The organism is Actinomadura fulvescens (genome assembly GCF_039533225.1).
GTDB lineage: Bacteria > Actinomycetota > Actinomycetes > Streptosporangiales > Streptosporangiaceae > Spirillospora > Spirillospora fulvescens.
The window spans coordinates 98,360-120,030 of record NZ_BAAATD010000013.1 but is presented as its reverse complement, the minus strand read 5'-3'; the positions used below and the strand labels follow the sequence as shown (position 1 = coordinate 120,030).

Here is a 21,671-nt window from a genome sequence, read left to right as displayed (position 1 = left end):
GCGCCTAGAACGATGAGGTGTACGCGACGGGCGTCTGTGCCTCTTTAGGCATGAGGGCTACCAGCAGCGGTCCTGGGATGAGCGGGTGGAAACCGTGACCTCCCTCGATGACCGGACTCACCCGGCCTTGCGGATGCCGCTGGTTTCGCGTGGGCGCAGGGTCGCCCATGTCCCCGAGCTGTGGCCCGGGGTAGCCGTCGTGTGAACGAGCACACCCGGCAATACGCCCTCAAGGACGTTCTGCCATGGAAAGCCACGGTTCTCGGACCATCACGATCGAGAACGGCGACCAGGTCCTGGTCGAGCGCGATCCCCAGCCGCTTCCGCTGCCCGACCCCAAAGAGCTCACCGCGCTGAAGCGCAAGCTCAACGACAACCCGCACGTCAATCTCACCAAGCCCGCCATTGAGACCGCTGTCGGGCTGTTCATTGATCTGCCCCGGGTCATCCGCATGGCCACCTTCGAGGCCGGTATCGACGGCCTGAGCTCTCAGTACGCTGGAGCCTCCCACCTGTACTTCCTTGAGGGTGAGGCCGATGCTGCGGCCCCGTCCTTCGTGCTGGGCAATCCGCGGCTGGACTATTTGCTGCGTGGCCTGCCGAACGCGCCGAGGCGCTCCGGTGCACGCGACGAGACCGGTCGGCTGCAGGCGCAGCTCATCGTCGAGTTCGACTCGGTAGCCGATGCCGAGAGCCTGGTCGAGGCGACGGTCAAGCAGACTCTCAACGATCCGGGCGCCGACTACAGCGACAGCATCATCGGCCACGGGGTGATGACTCCGGTCGAAGCAGTTCTGGCCGAGGTCCGGTTCACCAATGGCAGCCCGCCGCTGTTCCTGACCGCCCTCTACGACGGGACCTCCCGCGCCGCCAGCGCCGCGCTCGTCCGCTACTACCAGGCCGACCTCACACCGGCTGAGAACATCGCGCTCACAGCACGCGAGCTGCGCAACGCGCTGACCATGACCGCACGCAAGCGCCGAACAGCCTACTTGCGGCAGGCCGAGGCGGCCAACCTCGCCTATCAGCGGCCGGACGGGTTGACCATGCCGGTGCTTCGTCAACTCCAGGCCCGCCGGCTTCCGGTTCGGCTCATCGTCGGCGCTGACTTCAGCCAGGACAACACCAACGAGCTGCCCGCAGCGATCACCGCGGCCCAGAGCACCCGCCATATCAGCGTCAACCCGTGGCGCGAGGCCTCCAAGGACTCCGTAACGGCCCAGCGGACGGTGCAACACCTCTACCAGGCCGGGCACGTGTCCGAGGCGTTCATCCACCTCGCCGAGAACCGCCCGCTCACCGACGGTGAGATCGCCAAGCTCTTTCCCGGCGCGGATCGGGACCTGGTCGTCGACCCGCGCACCGGCCGCGCCCGGCCTCTGTGGCGGGCCGCGGAGATCGTGCACACCCTTACCGAACCCGGCGTGGACGACGAGGCCAGGCTATTCATTCGTGGGGACCAAGGCGTCAGGTCAATACAGCCGGAACGCTACGCGGGTTTCATCGGCGTCCTGGTCGACGTGCCCTGGCGATGGACCAAGCCGGAGACCACCGACACCGCCCGCAACGCGTGGCGCAACGGCGGTGTCCTGTCGCCGGAGATCTTCGAGGAATGGGACGAGGGTCCCGTCTACGAACACGTCGACGAGCTCATCAACCGGGCGGAAGTCGGCGACACCGCTGCCAGGCTCACCCTGCAGGTGCTGGCCGGCACCGCCCTGCTGGCCGACGGCATCCTCACCCGCGACCGCGGCAGCAAACTCGGCGCCGACGGAGTGACCTACCGTGCCGCCCCGCCGGTCCTGCTGTCGACGTGGGCCGACACCCGGCACGGCCGCCTGCAGGCTGGCCAGGTCATCCGAACCTTCGACCACACGCGCGCTGGCGGGCCCGGAACTGGCCGCACCACTGGCGCCGCCTACACCTATTACCTGGTGGACGACACAGGACGGTCTGTTCAGTCCGGCCAGGGCGTCACGACTCTGCTCGAAGGGCATCTGTTCGACCAGGCCGATCCTGAGCGGGCCGCTGAAGGGCGCAGGCTTCTCCGCGCGGAGCAGCAGGGCACCACGCTGTCTCGTGAGGAGCGCAACGAGCACCGCCGCTCCACGGTCAACGACCTCATCGGCCGCGCTGCGGCCGCCGTCGAACAGCTCAAGGGCGAGGTCCCCGACTATCCGGCCAAGCTCACCGAACACCCCTTCGGACGTAAGGCCGACTGGAAGCTGCTGATCGACAAGGCCCGCGAGCTCGGCGACGCCCTGCTGCTGCATTCACCGCCCGCGGACCCCGAGCCTCCGTTGTTCGACGACGGGGACGACGAATGAGCACCCGTCCCCGGCGCCTGACGGCCAACCACCCCACCGCGGTGATGTGGCAGCGGCTCCTCGCCTCCACTCCCGTCAACCGGGTCCTGACCGACCCCCGTCGCAGCCCGGCTGCAACCCCTGGCCTGGCCGCTACCCGCGCGGCTACCAGCCGATCTGCCGCACGGTCCGCTGCTGTACCTCGCTCTGGATACCCACGGTGGATTCCGGTATGTCGGGCGGACCATCCAACCCTTGGCCAAACGCATCACCCGGCACCGACACGACAGGCCCGGAGTCGCCAGCCGCTGGCGCTGGGCTCTCGTCGCCACAGTCACCGTCGATGCCGTCGATGCCGCGGCCGCTGCCGAGGAATGGATCCGCGCCACCCTCCAGCCGCCAGACAACCGCATCCGTGCCTCAGGCTGGAAGCAGCCTCGGGAGTAACTGACGGGACGGTCACTGAGTGCTCCTTTGACCGCTCGGATGGTTAAGTGCGTGGTGAAGAACCGGTTCTTCACCACGCACTCAGCCAGGACAGCGGACGTAGCCGATGATGTTTCCTCGCTCACCGCGGAGGGGGCACCAGCCCTGTACGGATTGGTCCTGGACGGCGGTTTACGGGTGGCACGAGGAGCAGACGGCGCCGACCGAGCCGTGGGCCGCGCCCGGTGCGGCGATGGCTTGGCGGATTTGGCCGAAGCAGCGCTGCGACGCGGCGAGGCTCTGGACGATGGCGGAGCCGAGGTGGCCGGAACCGAAGGCGTTGGGGACGCGGCAGTCGGACTCGCAGTGACGGTCACAACGATGGGAGGCGACTTGCTGCTGGCCTGAGGGAGCGGCCCAGCCCCGCGGCGGCCAGCGAGGCCAACAGCAGGATCGCCGCAACCACCACGCCCCGGCCGCCAGCGGCCGGGGGCGCGCCTGGGAGACTGGCGGCGGCCGCCTTCTACACTGACCGCCCAAATGCTCCACACGGCGCCCTGCCTGCAATGCGCTGGTCGCACAGAGGCCCGCCGGCCTTGCTGACCGGGCTTCGCGGTGCCGTCCGCTCCCAAGTCAGCGGTAGTCGTCGTAGTCATAGTCGGGTTCAAGGTTGCCCAGGTAGCGCTCCTCAAGACTCTCCTGCACTGTTCGGATGTGCTGCTGGTCTAGACCTGCGGCGGCGATCTCTGGAGTGCCGGTCAGCTTGAGAGTGCAGGTTGGGCAGGACAGACCCGTGGCCAGGTACACGACGACACGGTGAAGCTGTCCGTCGATGATTCGTTCGCTGGTGGCGCGGACGCGCTGCAGCACGAGGTCAGCCTGTGACCCGCAGGCTGGGCAGCTGGTGTCCTCGTGGCGGATCGGTTCGTCGGGGTCGATGAGCTCCCAGACCGCAAAGGTTCCGAAGAGCCCTCCGCTCGGGCTCGCAGACGAAGCGACGGAGAGGCCGCCTTGCTCGGTAGACGAGGCGGCATAGCCCTCGGCGGCCTCCTTGATGCGTTGAAGGACCTCGTGCCGCAGTCGTTCGTTTTGTTCCTGGACCAGCCCGCGGCCATGGCCCATCAATTCAGGACCCACCAGATTGGTCGGTTCCTCGCCGAGGTGACGGCAGATCGTCTCAACCACACGCACGAACCGTGGCAGCCAGAGCTCGGCGGCGACGCCCAGAGGCTCATCAGCGGTGTGCAGTTCAGAGTTGCGCAGATTGATCAGATGGGCAGCGTCATTGCGAACCTCGGCGAAGCCGTCCACCACCTGCAGAAGTCGCGCGCACACCGTCGTGATGCCAATGGATTTGATCTTGTCGTTGGGTGAACCGGACGAGAAACCGGCCGCGTGCATAAGGGAGGCCGAGTCGTTGCGCGAGGTCTCGGCCAGCAGGGTCGGATGCACCCGCGCCAACGGTGCCCGCATCAAGAACTCCAAGCCCAGCAGCAGCCACAGCGTGGCCGCCTCATCAGCGGCGGGATGGTCTTCTGCGCGCTGGAAATAGAGTCGTGCCTTGCTCACGAACCGGTCGTAGTTCCACATCGCTTGCGTCATCACTGACTCCAGACATAGTTACTTCGCCTCGATCGGTGCAGAGTTTGTGATTGTCCAGCATCAGCGCCCTTCCGCCGCGCCCTTCGATCAACACCGGCTGGCCCCCGACACTGCAGGACAAACAACTGCCATGAATGCAGCAGCAGCGGTCAGCCGAGCTGGTGGGTGTCGACCAGGGCTACGAGGTCGGCGACACCGGTGCGCAACCGGGTAACGACGCGTGCGCGGAGGCGCCTGGCCAGGCCGATACGCCGGGACAGCTGCGAACGCAGCGCGGCCTTCGCGTTCGGACACCTCCAGCAGCCGGTTGACCTCCTCGCAGTTCTTGTCGAACGCGTCGCGAGCCTGGCTTCCCCATCAGTTCCTCCGTCATCTGGGTCAGGTGGTTGAGCTCCCTTAAGAGCCGACGCTGGACGACGCCGTCACCGCCGAGCACATCAACGCCGACGTCCGGACACTGTTCCTGCCCAAGCTCGCCGGACAGGCCTGCCAGGTCGTACAAGCACAGGCGAGGTTGTTGATCGCGCGCAGCCAGCCACGGCTGGCGGTGTGGATCAGGTTGGCGGAGTCTTCGGTCCATTGCGGTCGGCGCGGCCAGCCAGGTCGACGTGGTGACGCAGGTAGTCGGTGGTCTCTTCGAGGGTCAGGCCGTTCATGTGGGCCCGGTCCCGCACCGTGACCAGCAACCACTGCTTCCGCCGCCGATCCAGCGGGAGTACATCCGAGCGCATCGCCGACCTCGGGCGAGCAGCCACGTCACTCCAAGGCCGAGCGGTTTCCCAACCCTTGGGTTACGATGCAGTCATGAACCCTTGGAGAACTGGTCAGCCATGGCCATGAGCCGTCCCCTCCCGCAGCCACATACGCTCGCTCAGCTCGCGCGGCGCACCAGCATCACCGACTCACGCGCCCGTGCTCTGCTCGCGGAGGGTCGGTTGCCGACGCCCGACCTGCGCGACGCCGATGACCGCCCGTTGTGGTTCGCCACCACCATCGATGCCTGGGCCGCCAGTACCGGCCGGGCCACCGGCGCGGACGCCGTGTGGTTGCATACCGCTCCGGCCGCCACGACCCCGGCTCCGACGCTGTTCCATGGAGTCATCCATCCGGTGCTGACCGCCGGCGCCGAGGGGGTCGGCCTGCACGCGGTGGTGTGGGGCACCGATCACGGTCACCTGGTCTACCTGACCCCGCTGGACGACGCTCCAGTGGAGGCGTTGCGGGGCAACATCGCCCGCATCGCACTCGGTGCCGCCGACCTGATCGCCCCCCGGTTCTGGCAGGACACGCTGATCGTGCTCGACCCCGGCCAGGCCCCGCACTCCCTGGCTCGCGCACACGATCCCGACCGGCTGTTCGACGTGTTCGACGAGGACGGCCGGGCGCCCATGCTGTCGTGCTACCGCCTTCTGACCGCCCCCGCGAACTCCCAGGCGGAGGAGTCGGTCATCGAACGAAGCCTGCGCGTCAAGCTGGCGCAGCTACTGGGCCGCACCGAGCCGCCGACCGAGCCGTCAACCGCCACACGACTGCGCCCGCGCGCGGAGTACCACAGCGAAGTCACCCCCGCAGTGGTGGCCCGGGTGCTCGGCCAGAACCTGGCTATCTGGCTGGAGGGCACACGCCGTCCCGAGGTGATCACACGGGCCTGCGCCTACCGCACCACGCTCACTGTGCCCGACACCTCCGGGGCATGGCCGAATGCGCTGCAGCGGCTGCAAGATGCGCGCCGCCTGGGCTGGGCGACCTCGCACCCGTCGGCCTACACCGTGCTGGCCGCCGACACCGCCGCAGTAGGTGACCGTACCCGCACGGCACTGGCCGCGCTTCCCGACCACGGTGACGGCTGGTACCTGGCCGCCCGGCCGGCCGCCCCTGAACTGCCACTGGAACTGGAAGCCGAACTGGACAGCCTGCTACGGCGCACTGACCTGGACCCACAGCAGATGGCCGATGAACTCACCGCCCTGCGCACCGCCGAAGCGGACCTGCTCGCCACCGACCCCGACTCACAAGCCGAAGGCGAAGCGCTCACGCGCGCCCTGGCGCTCCTGGAGATCGCCGTTGTCCCGCACGACCCGCGACTGGTCGTCGACACCTGCGTGATCGAGAGCGGCTCGGCACGCGGTCCGGTCGCCGAGCAGTGGATCGCCAGCTTGCGTCCCGAACCCCAGGTGCAGTGGGACCAGCGGCTGAAGACGCGCCGCGGACGCCGCCTCCTGCGGGGCCACGACGCCAGCCAGGTCCGCCAGCTCCTGTCAGACCACGCCGGACGTCTGGTCGCGCTGTTCGATGCCGACCGCTGGTCCGGAGACACCCGCTGGCACGCCGAATGGCCACTGGGGCTGCCCGCAGGCTGGGACGACACCACCCTCATCGCCGCCGACGCCACCAGTGACGTCGACACAGGCGGCCAACCAGTCCTTGCCCGCATCCAAACCGCTTCTGAGGTGCGGTTCGACCCTGTGCCACTGCCCCCCGGGCACCGGTCCAGTTTCGCCTTCGGTTACGGCGGCACCGGACCCGGCGTGCTGTACGACGCGCTGCTACGTGTGGCGCTGGACGACCCGATCGGGCTTGGCGAGGACTTCCAGCCCCCGCCGGGAAGTCAGCTCTGGTCCGCCATCACCAGCAAGGGACCACTGCGGCTGCACTGGCGCGACGTCCGAGATTGGGCGCACCGTGATGCCGCCGCCCGGCCGTGACCGCAGGTAGCGGGAAAGGAAGCCCACGCCAGTGACGCCCGCACAGGTGCTCAGCTTGCTCCTGGCTCTGTCAGGTGCGCTCAACATCGCCTTCGCCGCCGGCATCATCGCCTGCTGGAACGGCGCCACCTTCCCCAAAACGATCATGGTCGGCGGCAGCGCCGCCAGCGTCGCGATCGGACTTTTCCTCACCGGCGTGGGCGTCTACCACTGAGAGATCAAGCAGGCGCGGCACCACATCGCCGTTCGACGCCATCACAAAGAGACATTTGGCCATGACCTTGACCACCACCGTCGGCGTCATCAGCCCGATCACCCGTGCGCAACTGGAGGATCTGTTCACCGTCCTGGGGCAGGGCCTGGCCGACCGCGCGGGACGCCCCGGCGACTCGGTGCGGTGGCGGCATAAGCGACTCGATCCTCTCCCGCCCGGGCAATTCCGAGTTCGAGACGCTCGGCGGTCAGGAACTGCACCTGCACCCGCACCTGCGCATGGTCTATGGCCCAGATGGTCCCGTCCTGGAGCACACCGCCGACCAGCCACACGCCAACTCCCTCGCGGAGCTCACGCTCACTTCAGCCGGCGGCTGGGATGACCCACGCGACCACGCCGCGGTCCTTGCCGTCCTGACCCGCTGGCTGGACTAGCGATAGATCCGCTGCCAGTGACCGCACGAAGACCACCCATGGCAGACCGGCCCCGGGGAGCTGCACACCATCGTGAACTGACCACCTGCCGAGGTCGATGGAAACCTCGGAACGTACACACTCCGATACCCGCCGAAGGCCATGTCGACGGCACCGCCATGCGCGGCTTCGATCCGACGCCCTTGTTGAGGCGGTGGTTTACCGCGGGTCCGGGTGGGGTGAATCACCCGGCGGCGCATTGGTCTTGCCTGAGTGATGGATCTGGTTCCGCTAGGGTGTCCAAGCCCTGACCGGTCTGGGTAGTTCTATCCACTTCGATGGCTGTCTGTCGCAGATGCGCGATGACCGCCGTCAAGATCGAGGAGTCCTTTTTGTCACATCCCCCCGACTCAGGTCCGTTGCGATGGATCGCGCGGCGCGCGGTTGCGGTCCTGGCTTTGCTCATCGCACTGGCCTCGCTGCTCGTAGCGAGGCCAGCTGTTCCGGCTGCCAGGGCTGACGTAGCGTCCGCCAATCAGTTCGTGGCGGTTTCGCCTGCGGTGCTCGTCGACACCCGCTACGGGACTGGCGGTGTCGGCGTCGCCAAGGTTGCGGGCAAGGGGCAGATCACCTTCCAGGTCGCCGGCACGGCCGGAATTCCATCTTCGGGGGTGGCGGCAGTTGCGCTGAATCTCACGGCAGTTGGCATCGAGAAGCCCGGCTGGTTCACGGTCTTCCCCTCAGACTCCCCGGCGAGTGTGGCCACGCTGACCTACTATCCCGGTGAGCCTGCTACCGGCGAGGACTTCACCCGCCTCACGGGCACTGGGAAGGTAACGGTCGTCAACAACAGCGAAAGCCCCGTCCATATCGTGGTCGGCGTCCGCGGCTACTTCCTGAACGCCGCCGACACCAACGCCGGCAACGAGTACTACCCCGTGGACACCGAATATCTCTATGACACCCGCCCCGGTCATGTGACCGGTTCTCCTGCGCACGAGGCCACGCCGGTCCCCGCGAACTCCTCGGTCACGATAGATGTGGCCGGTCAGAGAAGCATTCCGGCCAGCGGCGTCAACGCGGTCGCGCTCAATGTCGTGGCGTGGTCGCAGGGCGGGCGAGGCTGGTTGTCGCTTCACGCCGCCGACCAGCCCACCAACACGGTCCCGACGGTGGACTACGTTCCCGACGAGACAGACAGTAGCTTCACGGTCGCCCAGCTCACCGGTAGCGGAAAGCTGATCCTGCAGAACCACGGAGCCGGAACCGTTCACGTGGCGCTGACACTGCGAGGCTATTTCAAGGGCGCTACCGAGCAGGGTGGCGCCGGATACATCGCCATTCCCTCCAAGGTCATTGTGGAAACACTCACGGGCGCTGGGGTGCCGGGAGGCGGAACCAGCCCCCTTGCTCCTGGGGCCTCGGTCACCGTGGACGTCACCGAAGGCATCGACCTCGGATCCAAAACAATGGCGGCGGCGGCTCTGGTCATCCAGGCTCGGCAGCCAACCGATGCCGGATGGCTCACCGTCTATCCCGCATCCGACGAAGATCCCAATATCTCCAGTGTCAACTATGACAAGTCCGAAAGCACAACCGGCTTTGATCTGGCAGCCCCCGACTATGAAGGAAAGGTGACCATCAAGAACCGAGGCCCCGGGACCGTTCACATTCAGGCCTCTATGCGAGGTTACTTCAGAGACGATGAAACCTACACAGAGACCGTCTTCTCTTCCGAGACTGACCCGGCTGAAGATCCTTCCGCGCCGGTCCAATCGATTCCACCCAAGGATGACCAGGCGGATCTGAGTACGACCCCGATTGCGGCCATAGAGAACCAGCCCCAGGAGGTTCTCGCCGAAGGGGACAAGTGGGCGCCTGGCGATGACGCTGAAAACCCAATCACCGATGAGGCTCAGGCCGAAGCCGCCGCAGCGGCCGTGGCTGCACCGAACTTCCAGTATCACCGTGTTACCTATGACCAATGTTCGGCGAACAAGGCAGCCAATAAGCCGAACGGCTGGTACCCAAATCGGCTCGTGTACTGCAAGTGGTCCTACGCGGGAGCGCGGCGCTACAACCGGTTCGGACTGCTGCTCGACGCCATCTCCTTCAGAGTAACGCGGGTCGCCTACCTGTATCAAGGTAAGCGAGACTTCGACTACTATCTGAGGATTGACAAGATCACCACAAAAGGCAAGTACTACAATGGTCGCAGGATCGATACTCCAGCCGGCGGGACATTGGTCAATGCCAAAGTGACGACGATCCAAGAGGGCGCGCGCAGTTCAACCATCGCCGGGTGGCGGGCGAACCCGTACACCAAGTGGATCACACGTGTCGGCGGAGGCGTCGGACTAGAGAAGAAGGCAGACTACTTTTACGCAGCCGACATCATTCTTAGTGGTGTCAACAAGGAACTCGGCCACTATGTGATCAACGTACGGTGCGATTCAGCGCCATACATTACTTGGTACAGGTCTGGTTGCGTGCTGCCCCGGGTCACGCCCTCTCTGCGATACGACCTCGCCGATCGGACCAGAATCCAAACCGCAACACACATCAAGAACGCACTCGAGAACACGCCGCCGATCCTCCCGGCATACGCTGGCGTGAAATCTATTCTCGGAGGCGGGTACGGGAAGGAAATCACCCGGCACGTCGGACAGCTCAAGATCGATGCGAACCGCAACAAAGCCAGGGGAGTTTGCGGCTCATACGACGGCTCGGAATACAATTGCGATGAGTTTCCGTTCGCCTCAACGAGAGAAGGTGCCGCCCATTGGCCCGATAACTATCCGAACTGGTCGGCGCGAGTTATTGATGCTGAAGATAACCAAAAGGCCGGGCGCCTTCTTGGCCGCTTCTATCAGCGGGATCGCGTCCTCGCATCTGACCGCTTCTTCGTAAGGGTCTACTAACCGGCGATCTACCCGTGGTACGCGACTTCTTCTGGAAGTCGCGTACCGCACGCCGAACCGGGCGATATCCTTAGCGGCTTGCGTCGGAAACTCTGCTCGGATCCGAGATGCGCGCAATTGAGGAGAACTCTGATGAGTCGTCTGTTTGCTTCAGTTGTAGATAACGTTGCACTGGACTACGGACAATTCGTTCTCATTGATGTCGCCGGGGCCGGAGAGTCTCGGGAGTCACCGTGGGACCTGCCAGGCCATGACTGGATTGAGGTGGCGCCTAACGGGGCAATGATCACCGGATCGGGATCGAGTTCCGCAGCAATCGTCCGCATGGAACTCTGGGATGGCCCACCAACCACGGAGAAAACGCCGAACGACTGGGACCGCGTGCGAACAGTAGAGTTCTTTACGGAAACCGGCGAGCTTCATGTGGCTGAACTGATGGGCGAGCCTGGTTCCGAAGTCCTCGTTCTTGGGCGATCGAGTTCACGGTGGAATCTTCGCGCTCAGTCGAGCAGGAATGTAGGTGCCATCGCTGCGGAAGAGGCGGAGGGAATTGACGAAGCCTTCCTTTTTCAGTTCTGGCCGGCCGACTAGGCATATTCCGCCACCGAGGACCTTGGACCCTAACTTAGCTCTGACCGACCCTGGCGCCGAGGTGTTCGCGGACACCGACTCGCATGCGACAGAGCTCGGCCTGGTGGCGACCGCCGCCTCGATGGCGGTGCCCACCGCGCCCGTGGATGGGAGTAGTTGTACGCGGGCTGGGGCGCTGGGGGTCTACTGGCGCAGCTTGGTGAGTGACCGGGCAAGATCGGTGGCGACTCGCCACGCGCGGCGTCCTTGTTCGGCCAAGAGCTTGGGGTTCTCGGCCTTGTCCTCGTCGCCGAGAGCAGCGGAGACGACCACCGTCACGTTCTGCACCCGGAACAAGACATAGGTTTGATCCACATCCGGTGACCTCAGGGCCTCATCGCCAAGGGTGGTCGGGGTCCATCCGTCAGCGCCGGGGTAACCCTTCTTCTTACTGGCGAAGTCCTGGGCCGCCCACGCTGTCGCGTCTCGCTCTGCCGACGGGTGATGCAGTTCCACCAGGATGTGGGTCAAGTCGCTGTCCCAGGGCCGCCGGTGTGGGGTGAACAGATAGCAGTCCCAGCGGTCGGTCACCTTGTTCGCCCTGTCCTTGGTGCACGAGGTACTGCTGCTGGCCGCGAACCGTAGCTTCGTGCGCAGCGCCGAGGACAACATCGTCCGAGGGTCAGGAGCGGTAGGGATCTCGCCTGGGCGGAAGGTCGCTGACGCCGACGGGGCCGGGAGCCCCGGACGTGGATGGCGGTGTGGCATCGGCTTTGGCGGTGCCGGGGGCCTGGGTGCCCTTCGTCGGCGTCGAACAGGCGCTCGCCGTGAGTCCCAGCAGGAGTGTGGCGGTCAGCGACATGAAAGTCATGCGGGTGCGGCCGGTCACCAGGTAGCCCCTCGCTGCGGTCGGCAATGTCGAGTGCACCGACTTGCGGCAAGGCGGGCACGTTGGCTGGCCAGGCGTCACGTCCTGGACCACAGACAACTCGGTCCTACCGCGACATCCTGCCCCTCCGGCGGCCGCTGCACTGACGACTTCAGTCAAACACTGCAAGATCGCATCAAGAGACGGACCGGAACCTGACGAGGCGGCGCGGACCGGACACAGAGTGAGTTGGGACGGAGCTGACGTGAGCCGGCGCAAGAAGGACCACCACCAAGGCGCGTGGCCGCGAACCGCTGAACGAAGACGACCTCGACCCGCGGGCTTGGGCCGCTGTGTCGCCGACGGCGTGGTGTGCAGCCGCCGGCGTGCCTCATCATCCTGGCCGGGTGGCCGACCGGCGGGATGTCAGGCGGCGCGGCCGTTTTGGCGGGATAGCAGCGCGGGCCGGGCGAGACGCCTTCCGCAGCTGGCAACCATGGAGGTCACCAGCCATCGGCGGTCACGCTGAGAGCCAACCCTCGCCTGGCGTGGTGATCGCGCTGTGGAGCGATGCCGATCGATCGGGCGACCGGATGACAGGACCGGTTATCGGATCCTGGCGGCGACTGTTTCGACGATCAGAGGGTTGACATCGTCGCGCCACACGAAGGGAGCCGGGGCAGGCTTGCCTTTGAAGGCCACGGTCGTCTGCCCGCCCACCGAGAACAGCACAGGCCCCTTGCGGCAGAGCCAGGTCCCCTCGCTCAACCCGGCGAGAACGCAATAGTCGGCCCCGTGATCGCCTTGGTTGGTGCCGGCCCCGCCTAGTACCTGTGCGGCGTAGTAGCGCTTGATCACATCAGGGTCCGCGATGGCGTGGATGTGGACCCATAGCTGGGTGGCCGCGTAGGTCTCGCCGGGCAGCTTCATGCTGTACTGGCATCGACCGGCCTCGGCGCGGTCGTTGGGGTTCCACTCGGGGTCGGCGGCGAACTCCTTGATTGACTTGAGGTAGAGCAGACCGGGTTGCTGCTGGATCTGTTCGGCCTCGGGCAGGATCGCTGTGACGTCGCGCTGGTCGACCAGCTGGCAGGCGCTGGGCCATAGGTTGCCGGGCAAGATCCTGCCGTTGCGGAGATCGGGAAGAGTGATCGCATTCCCGGCGGGACCTGCCCTGCCGATCGCGACGTCCCCCTCATCGCTGCCGCTGGACCAGCTGACCAGCCCGGCCACGGCCAGGGCGGCGATCGCGATAATCCCCAGCGGGGTGAGCAGGATCCGAGACTTCGCCTTGGCCGACGCTGAGGTCTGCTTTGTCTGCATGGTCGACGCTGCTTCCAGGTGATGGCCACGCCCATTGGGCACCGATCCTGACACACGCTGAGCAGGTGCGGTCCGGCTATCGGCGCGGGCACAGCCGTCGGTCACCACCACGGGTGACGGTGCCCGCGGGCCGTGTCCGTCCAGGGCCGAACGGCCCACCGGCCATCCCGAGCCGAACAGAGTCGGGGTTCTGTCGAAGCCTCCCGGCTGTTGTAGCCCACGGACTTGTGCCGCTTCTGGATGGTTAGTGCGCGGCCTCATACTGCTCGACCACGTTCTGCGGGATGCGGCCCCGCTGGTTGACCTCGATACCGCGCTGCTTGGCCCAGGCCCGGATGTCGGCACTTCGTTCCCGATTGCTGACAGTACGGGAGGATCGCCTCCCGTCTCGCCGAGCGCCGGACTTGCGGCTCTTTTCCACGAACGGGCGAAGAGAGTCCCGCAGCTTCTGGGAATTCTCCTTGCTCAGGTCGATCTCGTAGGCCGTTCCGTCGAGCGAGAACGCCACCGTCTCGGTAGCTTCGCCACCGTCAAGGTCATCAATGAGGAGAACCTGAACCTTCTGAGCCACGTACATTCCTCCTTAAGCAAGCACCCCTTGGCCGGGTGCTCTAGCTAGGCACCTCCATCGTTCCATCTGCCGACAGCGTCGGTGCATCACTCGTGCCAGACGTCGAGGCTGGGATGAACCTTCTCGATTTCGACGACTACTCTTTTGATGGCATCGAAGACTGGCCCTCTATGGCGTTGCTGTCCACGCCTCACGACTCCCGAGATTCAGCGAGCCTGTTGACCACCTCCGGTTCCTCGCACCGTCTGGTGATGTCGACGAGTCAATGCACGCCAGAGCACCAATCCGCTGGCCTGGCTGGTGTGCGCTTGCGCCCGGTGTCTCTGCACATGTCCGAATGTGCTTCACCGTCCTCAGCGCACGACCATCAGCCTCGACGGCCAGCATCCACTGATTACCCGGCATGGACAGGTAACACCGAGGTCTTTCCGGTCGGAGTTGGCGCTCAGGATCTCCAGAGTTCGTTGACTGGCCGGGTGCTCAGGCCGACACGGTCAACGACGGAGCGAAGCAGTGAACCCGGGTGAGCCATTGCGGTGGAGTCAGCAAGAATTTCGGTGTGCTCGACCGGGAGTTGATCGACGCGACAAGCAAGCTTCTGGGTGTTCACGCTGCCGACGTCCAGCGTGACGATCTGCATGAGGGACAGCGAACTGGACCCCTGCTGCGAGGCTGGACCAGCACGAACGTCGGCGGTCGGGGCGGCTCGTGAGGACGGCCGTGGTGGCAGGAGATCGCCGCGATCTTGCGGCTTGCGAGCGCCCAGGAGGGGCAGCGCCGCTTCAGGCAGATCGTCAACCGTACGGTCGGCCGCGACCAAGTCGTGTACAGCTCGCAGCGGCCAGGGCGGATACCGGGCGGATACCGGGCGGACGGTTGCCGCCGCCGCAGATGACCAATGACAATCCGGATGACTTCGACAACGAGAGCGAGCCATGCATGGGACCACCCCAAGCGATGACCGCCCTGGCCGAGGAGTGGGACGACATCCACGACCGGTTGACTCCCCAAGCCTCCGAGCGGCTGGTTGCGCTGACTGACGACTTCACCCACGAGGGTGACCGGAACGTCTCCGAGGACATCGCCGCCAGGATCACTCTGCTGCTCCGCGACAATCTGCCAGCCGATCACGCCGTCATCGCCGAACTGAGCAAGAAGGACCACAGCGCGAGCGCCCGCCACAGCACCGACCCCACCCGCCGTGCAACGGAGTTGAGCGGCTGGTTCAAGCTGGCTGAACCGCTCCGGCGCCGGTTGGGGACCCGGTGCCGACCGCCGCCGAGGTTGAGGAAGGCGTCCTTCGGTGGCTGCGGTCGGTGCCGGCGCTGGACGCCGACGAAATGCGTGGCCACGGTCACGACCCCGAGGATCCCGACCTGATCCGGCTGGACATCGACGGCCGCACCCGGTGGCCCGCGTTCCAGTTCGCCGACGACGGTGCACCCCTTCAGATCGTCCGGACCATCAACCGGATGCTGGATGTTGCGGACGACCCGGTGGGCGTAACGGACTGGTGGTTGCAACGCAACAGCCGGATCGGAGATGCCCCGGCGCACCTGATCGGGACCCTTCCCGACGAGCACCTGATCGCCCTCGCCCGCACCGGGCTGTCTGACACCTGATGCCGGCGCGCTGGCGGGCCCCACATGAAGGTCACCAACGCCCCGGTCTGCACCGAGACCGTCGCGAGCTGGTCCCAACCCACACCGAGCCGAAGCCGACCAGATCGGCTCAGCGATGCCGCATGGGGAACTTGTCAGGGCCCTGTGAGAGGCTGACCAGCCCAAGGACCAACGCCATCAGCCGACAGGAAGGCGGCCAGCCATGGCCACCGAGCGTCATCCACGCAGTCAGCCCCACCCCGCGCCGTCGGATCCTGACCGATCTCCGGTAACCGAACAGCACGAGCCTGGGCTCGGGCGCATCGCGATCACATGGGCGGGCTTTTGTGGCGGATTCGCTGCGGTGCTGCTCGGCTCGGACCTCAGCGATCCCTTGCACCGAAACCTGGTGGCCGTGATCCTGCTGATCGGATTCATGGGCGCGGCGGCGATAGGCGCGATCATGAGGCGCAATAGCCCGGACGGCGTCCCGGCCGGTATGAACGCAACGGTGTGTGCGGTCGCTGTTGGCCTGGTCGTGTTGCCTTCCGGCGGGATCCTGTGGGCGATCTTCACCCCATGACCTCACCAGTTGTCACCCATGATGCGCCGCCAGCTCGCATCAGCGGCGGCGGTTTTCACCGCCAGCCGTGAAGCTGTGACCCACGGCCGGTCGACCCGCCGGTCGCCCGATCCAAAGCGTCTCGGTTGGTCACCAGAGCGAGGGCGAAGGGCTCGGCGAGGACACCGGCTGGGCGGCGTGCCAGAGCGTCCGCGCCACCACGCCCGTCCGCACGCAGCCGCGACCACCTCCACTTCGCCCTGACCCCTCCGAGCGACTGGACAACAGTGATTGGGTTCACAGCCCTCAAAACGGCCGAGCGTCTCTCTCTGGCCGGTACCGGGGTTGCTAGAGCCCTACCACGGTGCTCGCTACGAGGTCGGCCGATGGCCCGCCGCGCGGTGATCGCGGTCGCCGCACTGGGCGAGCAACGCCTGCACGATCTCGACCATCGGATCATCATCGGCAAGTTCGGAGGTGAGCTCGGCGGCCAGCGCGGCGCGCTCATCGTCGCTCATGTCGGCGGGACGTTTGCCCGACCATCCGCTATCGGCCATGATTCAGCGTATCTGCGCAGGTCAAGGCTCTGGATTTTGGCGGTGGGTGCGCCCTTCCAGCTACAGCGTTGAGGAACTGGAAACCCTGTGGTGAGCGTAAATCGCGGCCCCTGCGCGTCTGGTCGCGGCGCTGCGCATCTGGTCGAGGTACTCCACCGGCGCCTTGGCAACGCGTTCGCCCACGTGCGTTTCCGCCGCGGGCGAGCGGCCCTACAAGCGTGACTCGAGGTATCGGCGCTGCGCGGCCTCTGCCTGTCGTACGCACTCGCCGGGCTCCAGGCCGAGGTCGGACGCCCAGCGCACGTCGGACAGGATGAGGTTGCCGAGCTCGCGGCTGAGTGCGGCCCGGTCGCCGTGCCCTTCGATCTCGTCGCGGCTGATCCGGGCGATGTCGCCGGTGACCGTGCATGCGGCGACGGCGACGTGGGGCAGGTCCATGGGCGGCCGGTCCGCCCAGATCTGCTGGGCGAGGGTCAGCAGTTCGGAAAGGCGTGGGTCGTTCAACGATTCCCCTCGATCAGGTGGATGAAGTCGGCGACGTCGCCAGCGCGGCTGTGGGCCCGCAACTTACCCGAGACGATCAGCAGGCGGTTGGAGACAAGACGCGAGGAGACGTTGTGGCTCATCTCGCGCGCCTGGTGCGCGGCGTCCAGCGCTGGCTGGAGTTGGTGGGCGGCGAGGTAGGCCTCGGCGAGGGACAGGTGGTCCAGGATCGCGTTGCGGGAGAATCCGCCGCCGAGCAGACTGAGCGCTCGCGTCAGGCGTGAGATCGCTTCTGGGGCGTGCTGTGGCTTGACCTCGGCGAGCGTGGCCAGGGCTGCGCCGGTCAGGCTGAACAGTTCGGATTCATGGACGTGCCGGGACTGCCACGTCGCCGTGCCTTGTGCCCGGGAAGGGGCGACGAACGCGGTTTCGGCGTCGCCGACCAGGCGGCGGACGCTGGCGTCGTCGCCGCGTATCGCGTGCGCCCAGGCCGCGATGGCGCGCTGGTTGCTGACCTGCCGGGGCGTGAAGGTGCCGATGCGGGAGGCGGTTTCCAGGTGGGCGAGGATCTGCTCGGGTTGGCGGCGTTCCACCTGGTGACCGGCCATCCGGACGACCAGGTGGCCCGCCAGGTCATGGGCGCCTGCGGCCTGCGCGGCCTGGACTCCGGTGACGTAGTGCTGGTCGGCTTCGGTATGCAGGCCGAGGTCGCGGCAGGTGTAGGCGGCGACGCCGGAGATATCGGAGATCGCGCCGAGCACGTCACGGCGCATCGCCTCGCTGCTGGCGTGTGCGAGCAGGGCGCTGCTGCGGTTCAGGAGTTGGGCGATGCCGCGCTGGACCTGGGTGGAGGCTCCGTGTTCGTAGAGCCAGTCGCGGTGCAGGTCGGCGAGCCGGTGCAACTCCGCCACGAGCTGTGGCGTGGGGCGTTGGAGGTCGGCGGGGCCGAGGCTGGCAGTGATCGGCAGCCCAATGAGCGCGGCGCCTGCCGTGACCGCGCTGCCCATCAGTAGCTCTCGGCGGTTCGTGTCGTCCTCCTTGGGTGCGTGGGCCGTGGCCGGCGCCGTGGCGAGACCGAGGTCGAACTCCGACATACCCGTGAACGACGTCAGGCCCTGGCGGTAGGCCAGGCCGGGCCGGGTTTCGCCGCGTTCCCACATCCCGACCAGATTTCCAGAGGGTGCGACGTTCAGCTCCAGGTGCTCACGCATGTGGGAGCCGAGACGCTCGGCGAAGCCGTCTTGGGACAACCGCAGCGCAAGCCGGGCGGCCTTGAGCGCGAGGTTGGCTCCGTAACGACCCATATCGCATGGTCTACCCGCGTGGGCGGGTCATGGGGAGGCTTTGGGTCAGATCTTGGGTCATCGGTTGGGTGGCTGGCGCGAGGCCTGCGGGCCAGCCTTGAAACGCTTCCCTTGGATGCGGACCCGGAGGTGCAAAGACGTGCAACCCCCAGACGCTGGAGACGACGTGGTCGTTACCTTCTACATCAAGGACGGCACCTCACAGGGCGACGCTCAATGCGAGACCTTCTACCGCACCGACCGCGGCTCCTGGGTGATCCAGGGCAAGCGGCGGGGCGACAAGGTCGGTGCACAGCTCATCGGTCTTGCCGCCGACGAGACGTTCTGCGAGATGTCCGACCCGACGATGGACCGGTTCGTGCGCCACTACGTGAGGGAACGCTATGGAGTTGATCTCAACTGACCAGTGGCTGCAACAGCTCGGCGCCGCCCAGGACGTGCGCAAGGTCGAACTACGAGATCACTACAGCGCGGATGAGAAGCTGTTTGCGGACTGGCAGTCCGGTGACCTGGATGCCGTCGATGCCTCCTATCAGGGCTGGCGCGAGTTCTTTGTGACCAAGTACGTGGAGGCCGGACGCACGTTCCGCCGGGTGCGGGTGGTGTCGGAACCCCTGTCGGCGTACCAGGAGATGGCCCTGACCTACAGCGGCGCCACCGTTGACCTCGGCGAGGGACTGCGGTGGCTGCCGCGGCGATTGGTCTCCACCCTCGCCCTGCCCGGCAACGACTTTTTCGTCCTGGACGAGCAGACCGCGATCTTCACGGTCCTGGACGCGATGGCCAAGGAGGTCGTGCAGGTCCAGCGCGCCACCGAGCCGGCAGAGCTGCGGTTTTGCCGGGAGGCGTTCGATGCTGCGTGGGACCTCGCGGTCCCGCACCACGACTACCGCGCCCGCATGATCCACGCTTGAGCCGTCAGCGTGTCCGATCACCAACCATCAGACGCAGCCAAGCGGGCCTTCGGTACGCGCCTGCGTGAGCTGCGCCTGGACGCTGGCCTGTCCGGGGCCGAGCTCGCGCGCCGCACCGGATTTTCGGGCGCGAAGATCTCCCGGGCCGAGAACGGCCGGAAGAACCTGCCGGAGGCCGACGTGCGAGTCTGGGCGACGGCGTGCGGCGCCGAAGGGCAGATCCCCGAACTGATCGCCGCGCGCCGCGAGGTCGAGCAGATGTGGCTGGAATACCGGCGGCGGCTCAAACTCGGGCAGAAGGCCATCCAGGCGCAAGGCCGCGCGGCCTACGACAACGTGAAGCTGGCGCGGATCTATGAGTCGCTGCACATCCCCGGCATCCTGCAGACCTTCGCCTACGCACGGACGCAGCGGCTGATCTGGGCGCGGCTGCACGGCCTGCGCACCGACGACGTCGACGACGCCGCACGCAACAGGCTCACCATGCAGCCCCTGGTCACCCGGGGCGGCGGCCCCGCGTTCTCGTTCATCCTCGAAGCGACCGCCCTGTACAACGTGATCGGCGACGCCGAGGCGATGAACGAGCAGTACGACCTGCTGCTCACCGCCGCGGCCCGACCCCACGTCGCCATCGGCGTCGTTCCCCTCGGCACGACCCGTCTGCTGTTCCCGGGCGAAGGCTTCTACCTGTTCGACGAACGCAACGTGTGGCAGGAGTTCTGGTCAGGGCTGTTCCGCACGGCCCAGCCCGCCGACGCCGCCTACTTCGGGAAAGTGTTCACCACCCTGCGCAAGCACGCCGTGTACGGGCAGGCCGCGCGCGGTGAGATCGAGCGCGCCAGGCGGCATGTGCAAAGTGGTGCAAGGACCTAGCCGCCGCGCTCGGGCAGGCGTCAGTGTCGTGCGCACAGAGCTCACCGCACCCGGCAGAGCAAGGACCAGGCGATGACGACACTGACCCACAGCACCCAGGCCAGACAGTACAGCCTACGCCGCACCTACCTGGCACTGACGTCGGTCGCGCGGACGGCACGAGACACCACCCGAATACACCTGGCCTCGTGGGACCTGCACACCGACCTGGTGGACAACGCCGTCCGGGTCATCTCTGAAATGGTCACCAACGCCATCGCCGCGACACCGCGCAAGAAGATCATGATCGATCTGTTCATGGCGGACGGCCGGTTGCACCTCGAAGTCTGGGACTGCTCGCCCACGCCCCCCAGCCGACGAGACACCCAAGCGGTCGTGGACGCTCGGTTCGACCCCAACTCCCCGGACCCCGGCGGCTGGGGCCTGGAGATCATCGAAGCCCTTGCCGACACCTGCGGCCACCGCCAAGGCCCAGACGGCGGCAAGACCGTCTTCGCTCAATTCTCGCTCCAGCGCACCGCGAACTGACCAGAGAACCCTGGAGCCGACCGGGCTCCGACCTGGGCGCCATCCGGTTGTATCCGCTCGCGCCACCCGCACGCATCCGCTGACATCCACGAAGTTCCTTCCTGACATCAGCGGACCCCGATGTTCGGTGCACAGCTCCAACCGCGGCAAAGCGAACCGGTGAGGACCGACATGAACGTGCAGCCGCAAGCCCAGCCACGAGCAGCCCACGACCACGCCACAGCGTCATCATCGCCAGCGACCGCCGAAACCCTCAACGTCTTCTACCAGGTAGAGCGCGCAGGGCAGATCCGGTTGAGTGACGGTGGCGGGCCCTTCGGCTTCGATGTCACCGTGGCGCTGCTGGTCGACGAGCTCATGAACCTCTACGACCTCGACGCCATCTGCGAAACCGGCTGTTTCCTCGGCGACACCACGACGTACCTCACGCGCCGCTACCCACGTACACCGGTCTACACCTGCGACGTCGACGCCGAGCACGCCGCCGTCACCACCCATCGCGTTGCCGAGCACTGGAACGCCACGGTGATGCACGGCCCCTCACCGGACCTGGTAGGCAAAGTCCTCGCCGAGTTCACCCGGCCGCTGTTCTTCCTGGATGCGCACTGGGCTGAGTCATGGCCGCTGCGCGAGGAACTGGAACTCATCTTGGACGGCACCGCTGTGGCGCTGATCCATGACTTCGACATCGGCCACCCGCGCTTCTCCTACGACTCTTACGGCGGAGTGGACTGCGGTCCCGACCTCCTCGCCGCACTGCCCACCCCGCCCGAGCACTACTTCACGCCGGATCCCAACGCCCGCCACGCGCTGCCATGCCTTCAAACGGGTCGCCGTGCCGGCCTGGGCATCGTGGCCTCGGGGCTGGACACCACACCTCTTCACGAGCACCCCCGGCTGCTCACTCATTCACTGCCGAAAGGACGCTGA

Annotated in this window: 23 protein-coding genes; 13 read left to right on the top strand and 10 right to left on the bottom strand. The window is 66.4% G+C overall.

The window, feature by feature from the left end; genetic code table 11:
- Window positions 1–245 precede the first annotated feature (245 nt).
- Complete coding sequence (locus ABD333_RS37120; protein WP_344547266.1) at window positions 246–2,327, top strand: hypothetical protein; 2,082 nt, start codon at window positions 246–248, stop codon at window positions 2,325–2,327.
- A gap of 1,038 nt (window positions 2,328–3,365) precedes the next feature.
- On the opposite strand, the gene ABD333_RS37115 is transcribed toward ABD333_RS37120, so the two are convergent.
- Together ABD333_RS37115 and ABD333_RS37110 are read right to left on the bottom strand one after the other, a co-directional pair.
- Window positions 3,366–4,334, bottom strand: a complete 969-nt coding sequence (locus ABD333_RS37115) for a hypothetical protein (RefSeq protein ID WP_344547265.1) — start codon at window positions 4,332–4,334, stop codon at window positions 3,366–3,368.
- 554 nt (window positions 4,335–4,888) lie between these two features.
- The gene (locus tag ABD333_RS37110; RefSeq protein WP_344547264.1) at window positions 4,889–5,065 is read right to left on the bottom strand and encodes a hypothetical protein; all 177 of its coding nucleotides are present in this window, start codon (window positions 5,063–5,065) and stop codon (window positions 4,889–4,891) included.
- Window positions 5,066–5,269: 204 nt separating this feature from the next.
- Between ABD333_RS37110 and ABD333_RS37105 the strand changes: the two genes are divergently transcribed.
- A complete protein-coding gene (locus ABD333_RS37105) occupies window positions 5,270–7,039 on the top strand; it encodes a hypothetical protein (protein WP_344547263.1) in 1,770 nt (589 codons plus the stop codon).
- A 70-nt stretch (window positions 7,040–7,109) separates the two neighbouring features.
- On the opposite strand, the gene ABD333_RS37100 is transcribed toward ABD333_RS37105, so the two are convergent.
- Window positions 7,110–7,355 (bottom strand): hypothetical protein, encoded by a 246-nt coding sequence (locus ABD333_RS37100; RefSeq protein ID WP_344547262.1) that lies wholly within the window; start codon window positions 7,353–7,355, stop codon window positions 7,110–7,112.
- A gap of 2 nt (window positions 7,356–7,357) precedes the next feature.
- Between ABD333_RS37100 and ABD333_RS37095 the strand changes: the two genes are divergently transcribed.
- From ABD333_RS37095 to ABD333_RS37085, 3 genes are all read left to right on the top strand, one after another.
- A complete protein-coding gene (locus ABD333_RS37095) occupies window positions 7,358–7,687 on the top strand; it encodes a hypothetical protein (protein ID WP_344547261.1) in 330 nt (109 codons plus the stop codon).
- A 341-nt stretch (window positions 7,688–8,028) separates the two neighbouring features.
- Window positions 8,029–10,587 carry a NucA/NucB deoxyribonuclease domain-containing protein gene (locus tag ABD333_RS37090; protein WP_344547260.1) on the top strand — a complete coding sequence of 853 codons (2,559 nt, stop codon included), beginning with the start codon at window positions 8,029–8,031 and terminating at the stop codon, window positions 10,585–10,587.
- 132 nt (window positions 10,588–10,719) lie between these two features.
- The gene (locus ABD333_RS37085; protein WP_344547259.1) at window positions 10,720–11,178 is read left to right on the top strand and encodes a hypothetical protein; all 459 of its coding nucleotides are present in this window, start codon (window positions 10,720–10,722) and stop codon (window positions 11,176–11,178) included.
- Between the two features lie 183 nt (window positions 11,179–11,361).
- Here ABD333_RS37085 and ABD333_RS37080 read toward each other — a convergent pair whose 3' ends face one another.
- The 4 genes from ABD333_RS37080 to ABD333_RS37065 form a co-directional block, all read right to left on the bottom strand.
- The gene (locus ABD333_RS37080; RefSeq protein WP_344547258.1) at window positions 11,362–11,829 is read right to left on the bottom strand and encodes a hypothetical protein; all 468 of its coding nucleotides are present in this window, start codon (window positions 11,827–11,829) and stop codon (window positions 11,362–11,364) included.
- Window positions 11,830–12,631: 802 nt separating this feature from the next.
- Entirely contained in the window at window positions 12,632–13,456 is an 825-nt protein-coding gene (locus ABD333_RS37075) for a hypothetical protein (protein WP_344547257.1), read from the bottom strand.
- A gap of 136 nt (window positions 13,457–13,592) precedes the next feature.
- Complete coding sequence (locus ABD333_RS37070) at window positions 13,593–13,919, bottom strand: histone-like nucleoid-structuring protein Lsr2 (RefSeq protein ID WP_344547256.1); 327 nt, start codon at window positions 13,917–13,919, stop codon at window positions 13,593–13,595.
- 445 nt (window positions 13,920–14,364) lie between these two features.
- Window positions 14,365–14,559 carry a hypothetical protein gene (locus tag ABD333_RS37065; RefSeq protein ID WP_344547255.1) on the bottom strand — a complete coding sequence of 65 codons (195 nt, stop codon included), beginning with the start codon at window positions 14,557–14,559 and terminating at the stop codon, window positions 14,365–14,367.
- A 236-nt stretch (window positions 14,560–14,795) separates the two neighbouring features.
- Here ABD333_RS37065 and ABD333_RS37060 point away from each other — a divergent pair, with 236 nt between their 5' ends.
- The 3 genes from ABD333_RS37060 to ABD333_RS37050 all read left to right on the top strand — a co-directional run bounded on the left by ABD333_RS37060 (window position 14,796) and on the right by ABD333_RS37050 (window position 16,103).
- Complete coding sequence (locus tag ABD333_RS37060) at window positions 14,796–15,299, top strand: hypothetical protein (RefSeq protein WP_344547254.1); 504 nt, start codon at window positions 14,796–14,798, stop codon at window positions 15,297–15,299.
- Window positions 15,236–15,541, top strand: coding sequence for a hypothetical protein (locus ABD333_RS37055; protein ID WP_344547253.1), 306 nt, complete (start codon window positions 15,236–15,238; stop codon window positions 15,539–15,541). Before ABD333_RS37060 ends, ABD333_RS37055 begins: the two co-directional genes overlap by 64 nt.
- Before the next feature lie 202 nt (window positions 15,542–15,743).
- The gene (locus ABD333_RS37050; protein WP_344547252.1) at window positions 15,744–16,103 is read left to right on the top strand and encodes a hypothetical protein; all 360 of its coding nucleotides are present in this window, start codon (window positions 15,744–15,746) and stop codon (window positions 16,101–16,103) included.
- A gap of 350 nt (window positions 16,104–16,453) precedes the next feature.
- On the opposite strand, the gene ABD333_RS37045 is transcribed toward ABD333_RS37050, so the two are convergent.
- From ABD333_RS37045 to ABD333_RS37035, 3 genes are all read right to left on the bottom strand, one after another.
- Window positions 16,454–16,639, bottom strand: a complete 186-nt coding sequence (locus tag ABD333_RS37045) for a hypothetical protein (protein WP_344547251.1) — start codon at window positions 16,637–16,639, stop codon at window positions 16,454–16,456.
- A gap of 210 nt (window positions 16,640–16,849) precedes the next feature.
- Complete coding sequence (locus ABD333_RS37040; RefSeq protein ID WP_344547250.1) at window positions 16,850–17,143, bottom strand: hypothetical protein; 294 nt, start codon at window positions 17,141–17,143, stop codon at window positions 16,850–16,852.
- Window positions 17,140–18,426, bottom strand: coding sequence for an NsdA family TPR-like regulatory protein (locus ABD333_RS37035; protein ID WP_344547249.1), 1,287 nt, complete (start codon window positions 18,424–18,426; stop codon window positions 17,140–17,142). Before ABD333_RS37035 ends, ABD333_RS37040 begins: the two co-directional genes overlap by 4 nt.
- Before the next feature lie 139 nt (window positions 18,427–18,565).
- On the opposite strand from ABD333_RS37035, the gene ABD333_RS37030 reads away from it, so the two are divergent.
- From ABD333_RS37030 to ABD333_RS37010, 5 genes are all read left to right on the top strand, one after another.
- Window positions 18,566–18,829, top strand: a complete 264-nt coding sequence (locus ABD333_RS37030; RefSeq protein WP_344547248.1) for a hypothetical protein — start codon at window positions 18,566–18,568, stop codon at window positions 18,827–18,829.
- Complete coding sequence (locus ABD333_RS37025) at window positions 18,810–19,340, top strand: DUF6879 family protein (RefSeq protein ID WP_344547247.1); 531 nt, start codon at window positions 18,810–18,812, stop codon at window positions 19,338–19,340. Before ABD333_RS37030 ends, ABD333_RS37025 begins: the two co-directional genes overlap by 20 nt.
- 9 nt (window positions 19,341–19,349) lie before the next feature.
- Window positions 19,350–20,213 carry a helix-turn-helix domain-containing protein gene (locus ABD333_RS37020; RefSeq protein ID WP_344547246.1) on the top strand — a complete coding sequence of 288 codons (864 nt, stop codon included), beginning with the start codon at window positions 19,350–19,352 and terminating at the stop codon, window positions 20,211–20,213.
- Between the two features lie 72 nt (window positions 20,214–20,285).
- Window positions 20,286–20,741: an ATP-binding protein gene (locus ABD333_RS37015; protein WP_344547244.1), complete on the top strand. Its 456-nt coding sequence runs from the start codon at window positions 20,286–20,288 to the stop codon at window positions 20,739–20,741.
- Between the two features lie 171 nt (window positions 20,742–20,912).
- Window positions 20,913–21,671, top strand: a complete 759-nt coding sequence (locus tag ABD333_RS37010) for a hypothetical protein (RefSeq protein ID WP_344547243.1) — start codon at window positions 20,913–20,915, stop codon at window positions 21,669–21,671.

Bases quoted from the DNA above. Each gene is read 5' to 3' on its own strand.
- ABD333_RS37015 (WP_344547244.1), top strand. From the start codon at position 20,286: ATGACGACACTGACCCACAGCACCCAGGCCAGACAGTACAGCCTACGC.
- ABD333_RS37025 (WP_344547247.1), top strand. From the start codon at position 18,810: ATGGAGTTGATCTCAACTGACCAGTGGCTGCAACAGCTCGGCGCCGCC.
- ABD333_RS37115 (WP_344547265.1), bottom strand. From the start codon at position 4,334: ATGACGCAAGCGATGTGGAACTACGACCGGTTCGTGAGCAAGGCACGA.
- ABD333_RS37090 (WP_344547260.1), top strand. From the start codon at position 8,029: ATGACCGCCGTCAAGATCGAGGAGTCCTTTTTGTCACATCCCCCCGAC.
- ABD333_RS37085 (WP_344547259.1), top strand. From the start codon at position 10,720: ATGAGTCGTCTGTTTGCTTCAGTTGTAGATAACGTTGCACTGGACTAC.
- ABD333_RS37045 (WP_344547251.1), bottom strand. From the start codon at position 16,639: ATGGCCGATAGCGGATGGTCGGGCAAACGTCCCGCCGACATGAGCGAC.
- ABD333_RS37110 (WP_344547264.1), bottom strand. From the start codon at position 5,065: ATGCGCTCGGATGTACTCCCGCTGGATCGGCGGCGGAAGCAGTGGTTG.
- ABD333_RS37050 (WP_344547252.1), top strand. From the start codon at position 15,744: ATGGCCACCGAGCGTCATCCACGCAGTCAGCCCCACCCCGCGCCGTCG.
- ABD333_RS37010 (WP_344547243.1), top strand. From the start codon at position 20,913: ATGAACGTGCAGCCGCAAGCCCAGCCACGAGCAGCCCACGACCACGCC.
- ABD333_RS37035 (WP_344547249.1), bottom strand. From the start codon at position 18,426: ATGGGTCGTTACGGAGCCAACCTCGCGCTCAAGGCCGCCCGGCTTGCG.
- ABD333_RS37065 (WP_344547255.1), bottom strand. From the start codon at position 14,559: ATGCAGATCGTCACGCTGGACGTCGGCAGCGTGAACACCCAGAAGCTT.
- ABD333_RS37080 (WP_344547258.1), bottom strand. From the start codon at position 11,829: ATGTTGTCCTCGGCGCTGCGCACGAAGCTACGGTTCGCGGCCAGCAGC.
- ABD333_RS37120 (WP_344547266.1), top strand. From the start codon at position 246: ATGGAAAGCCACGGTTCTCGGACCATCACGATCGAGAACGGCGACCAG.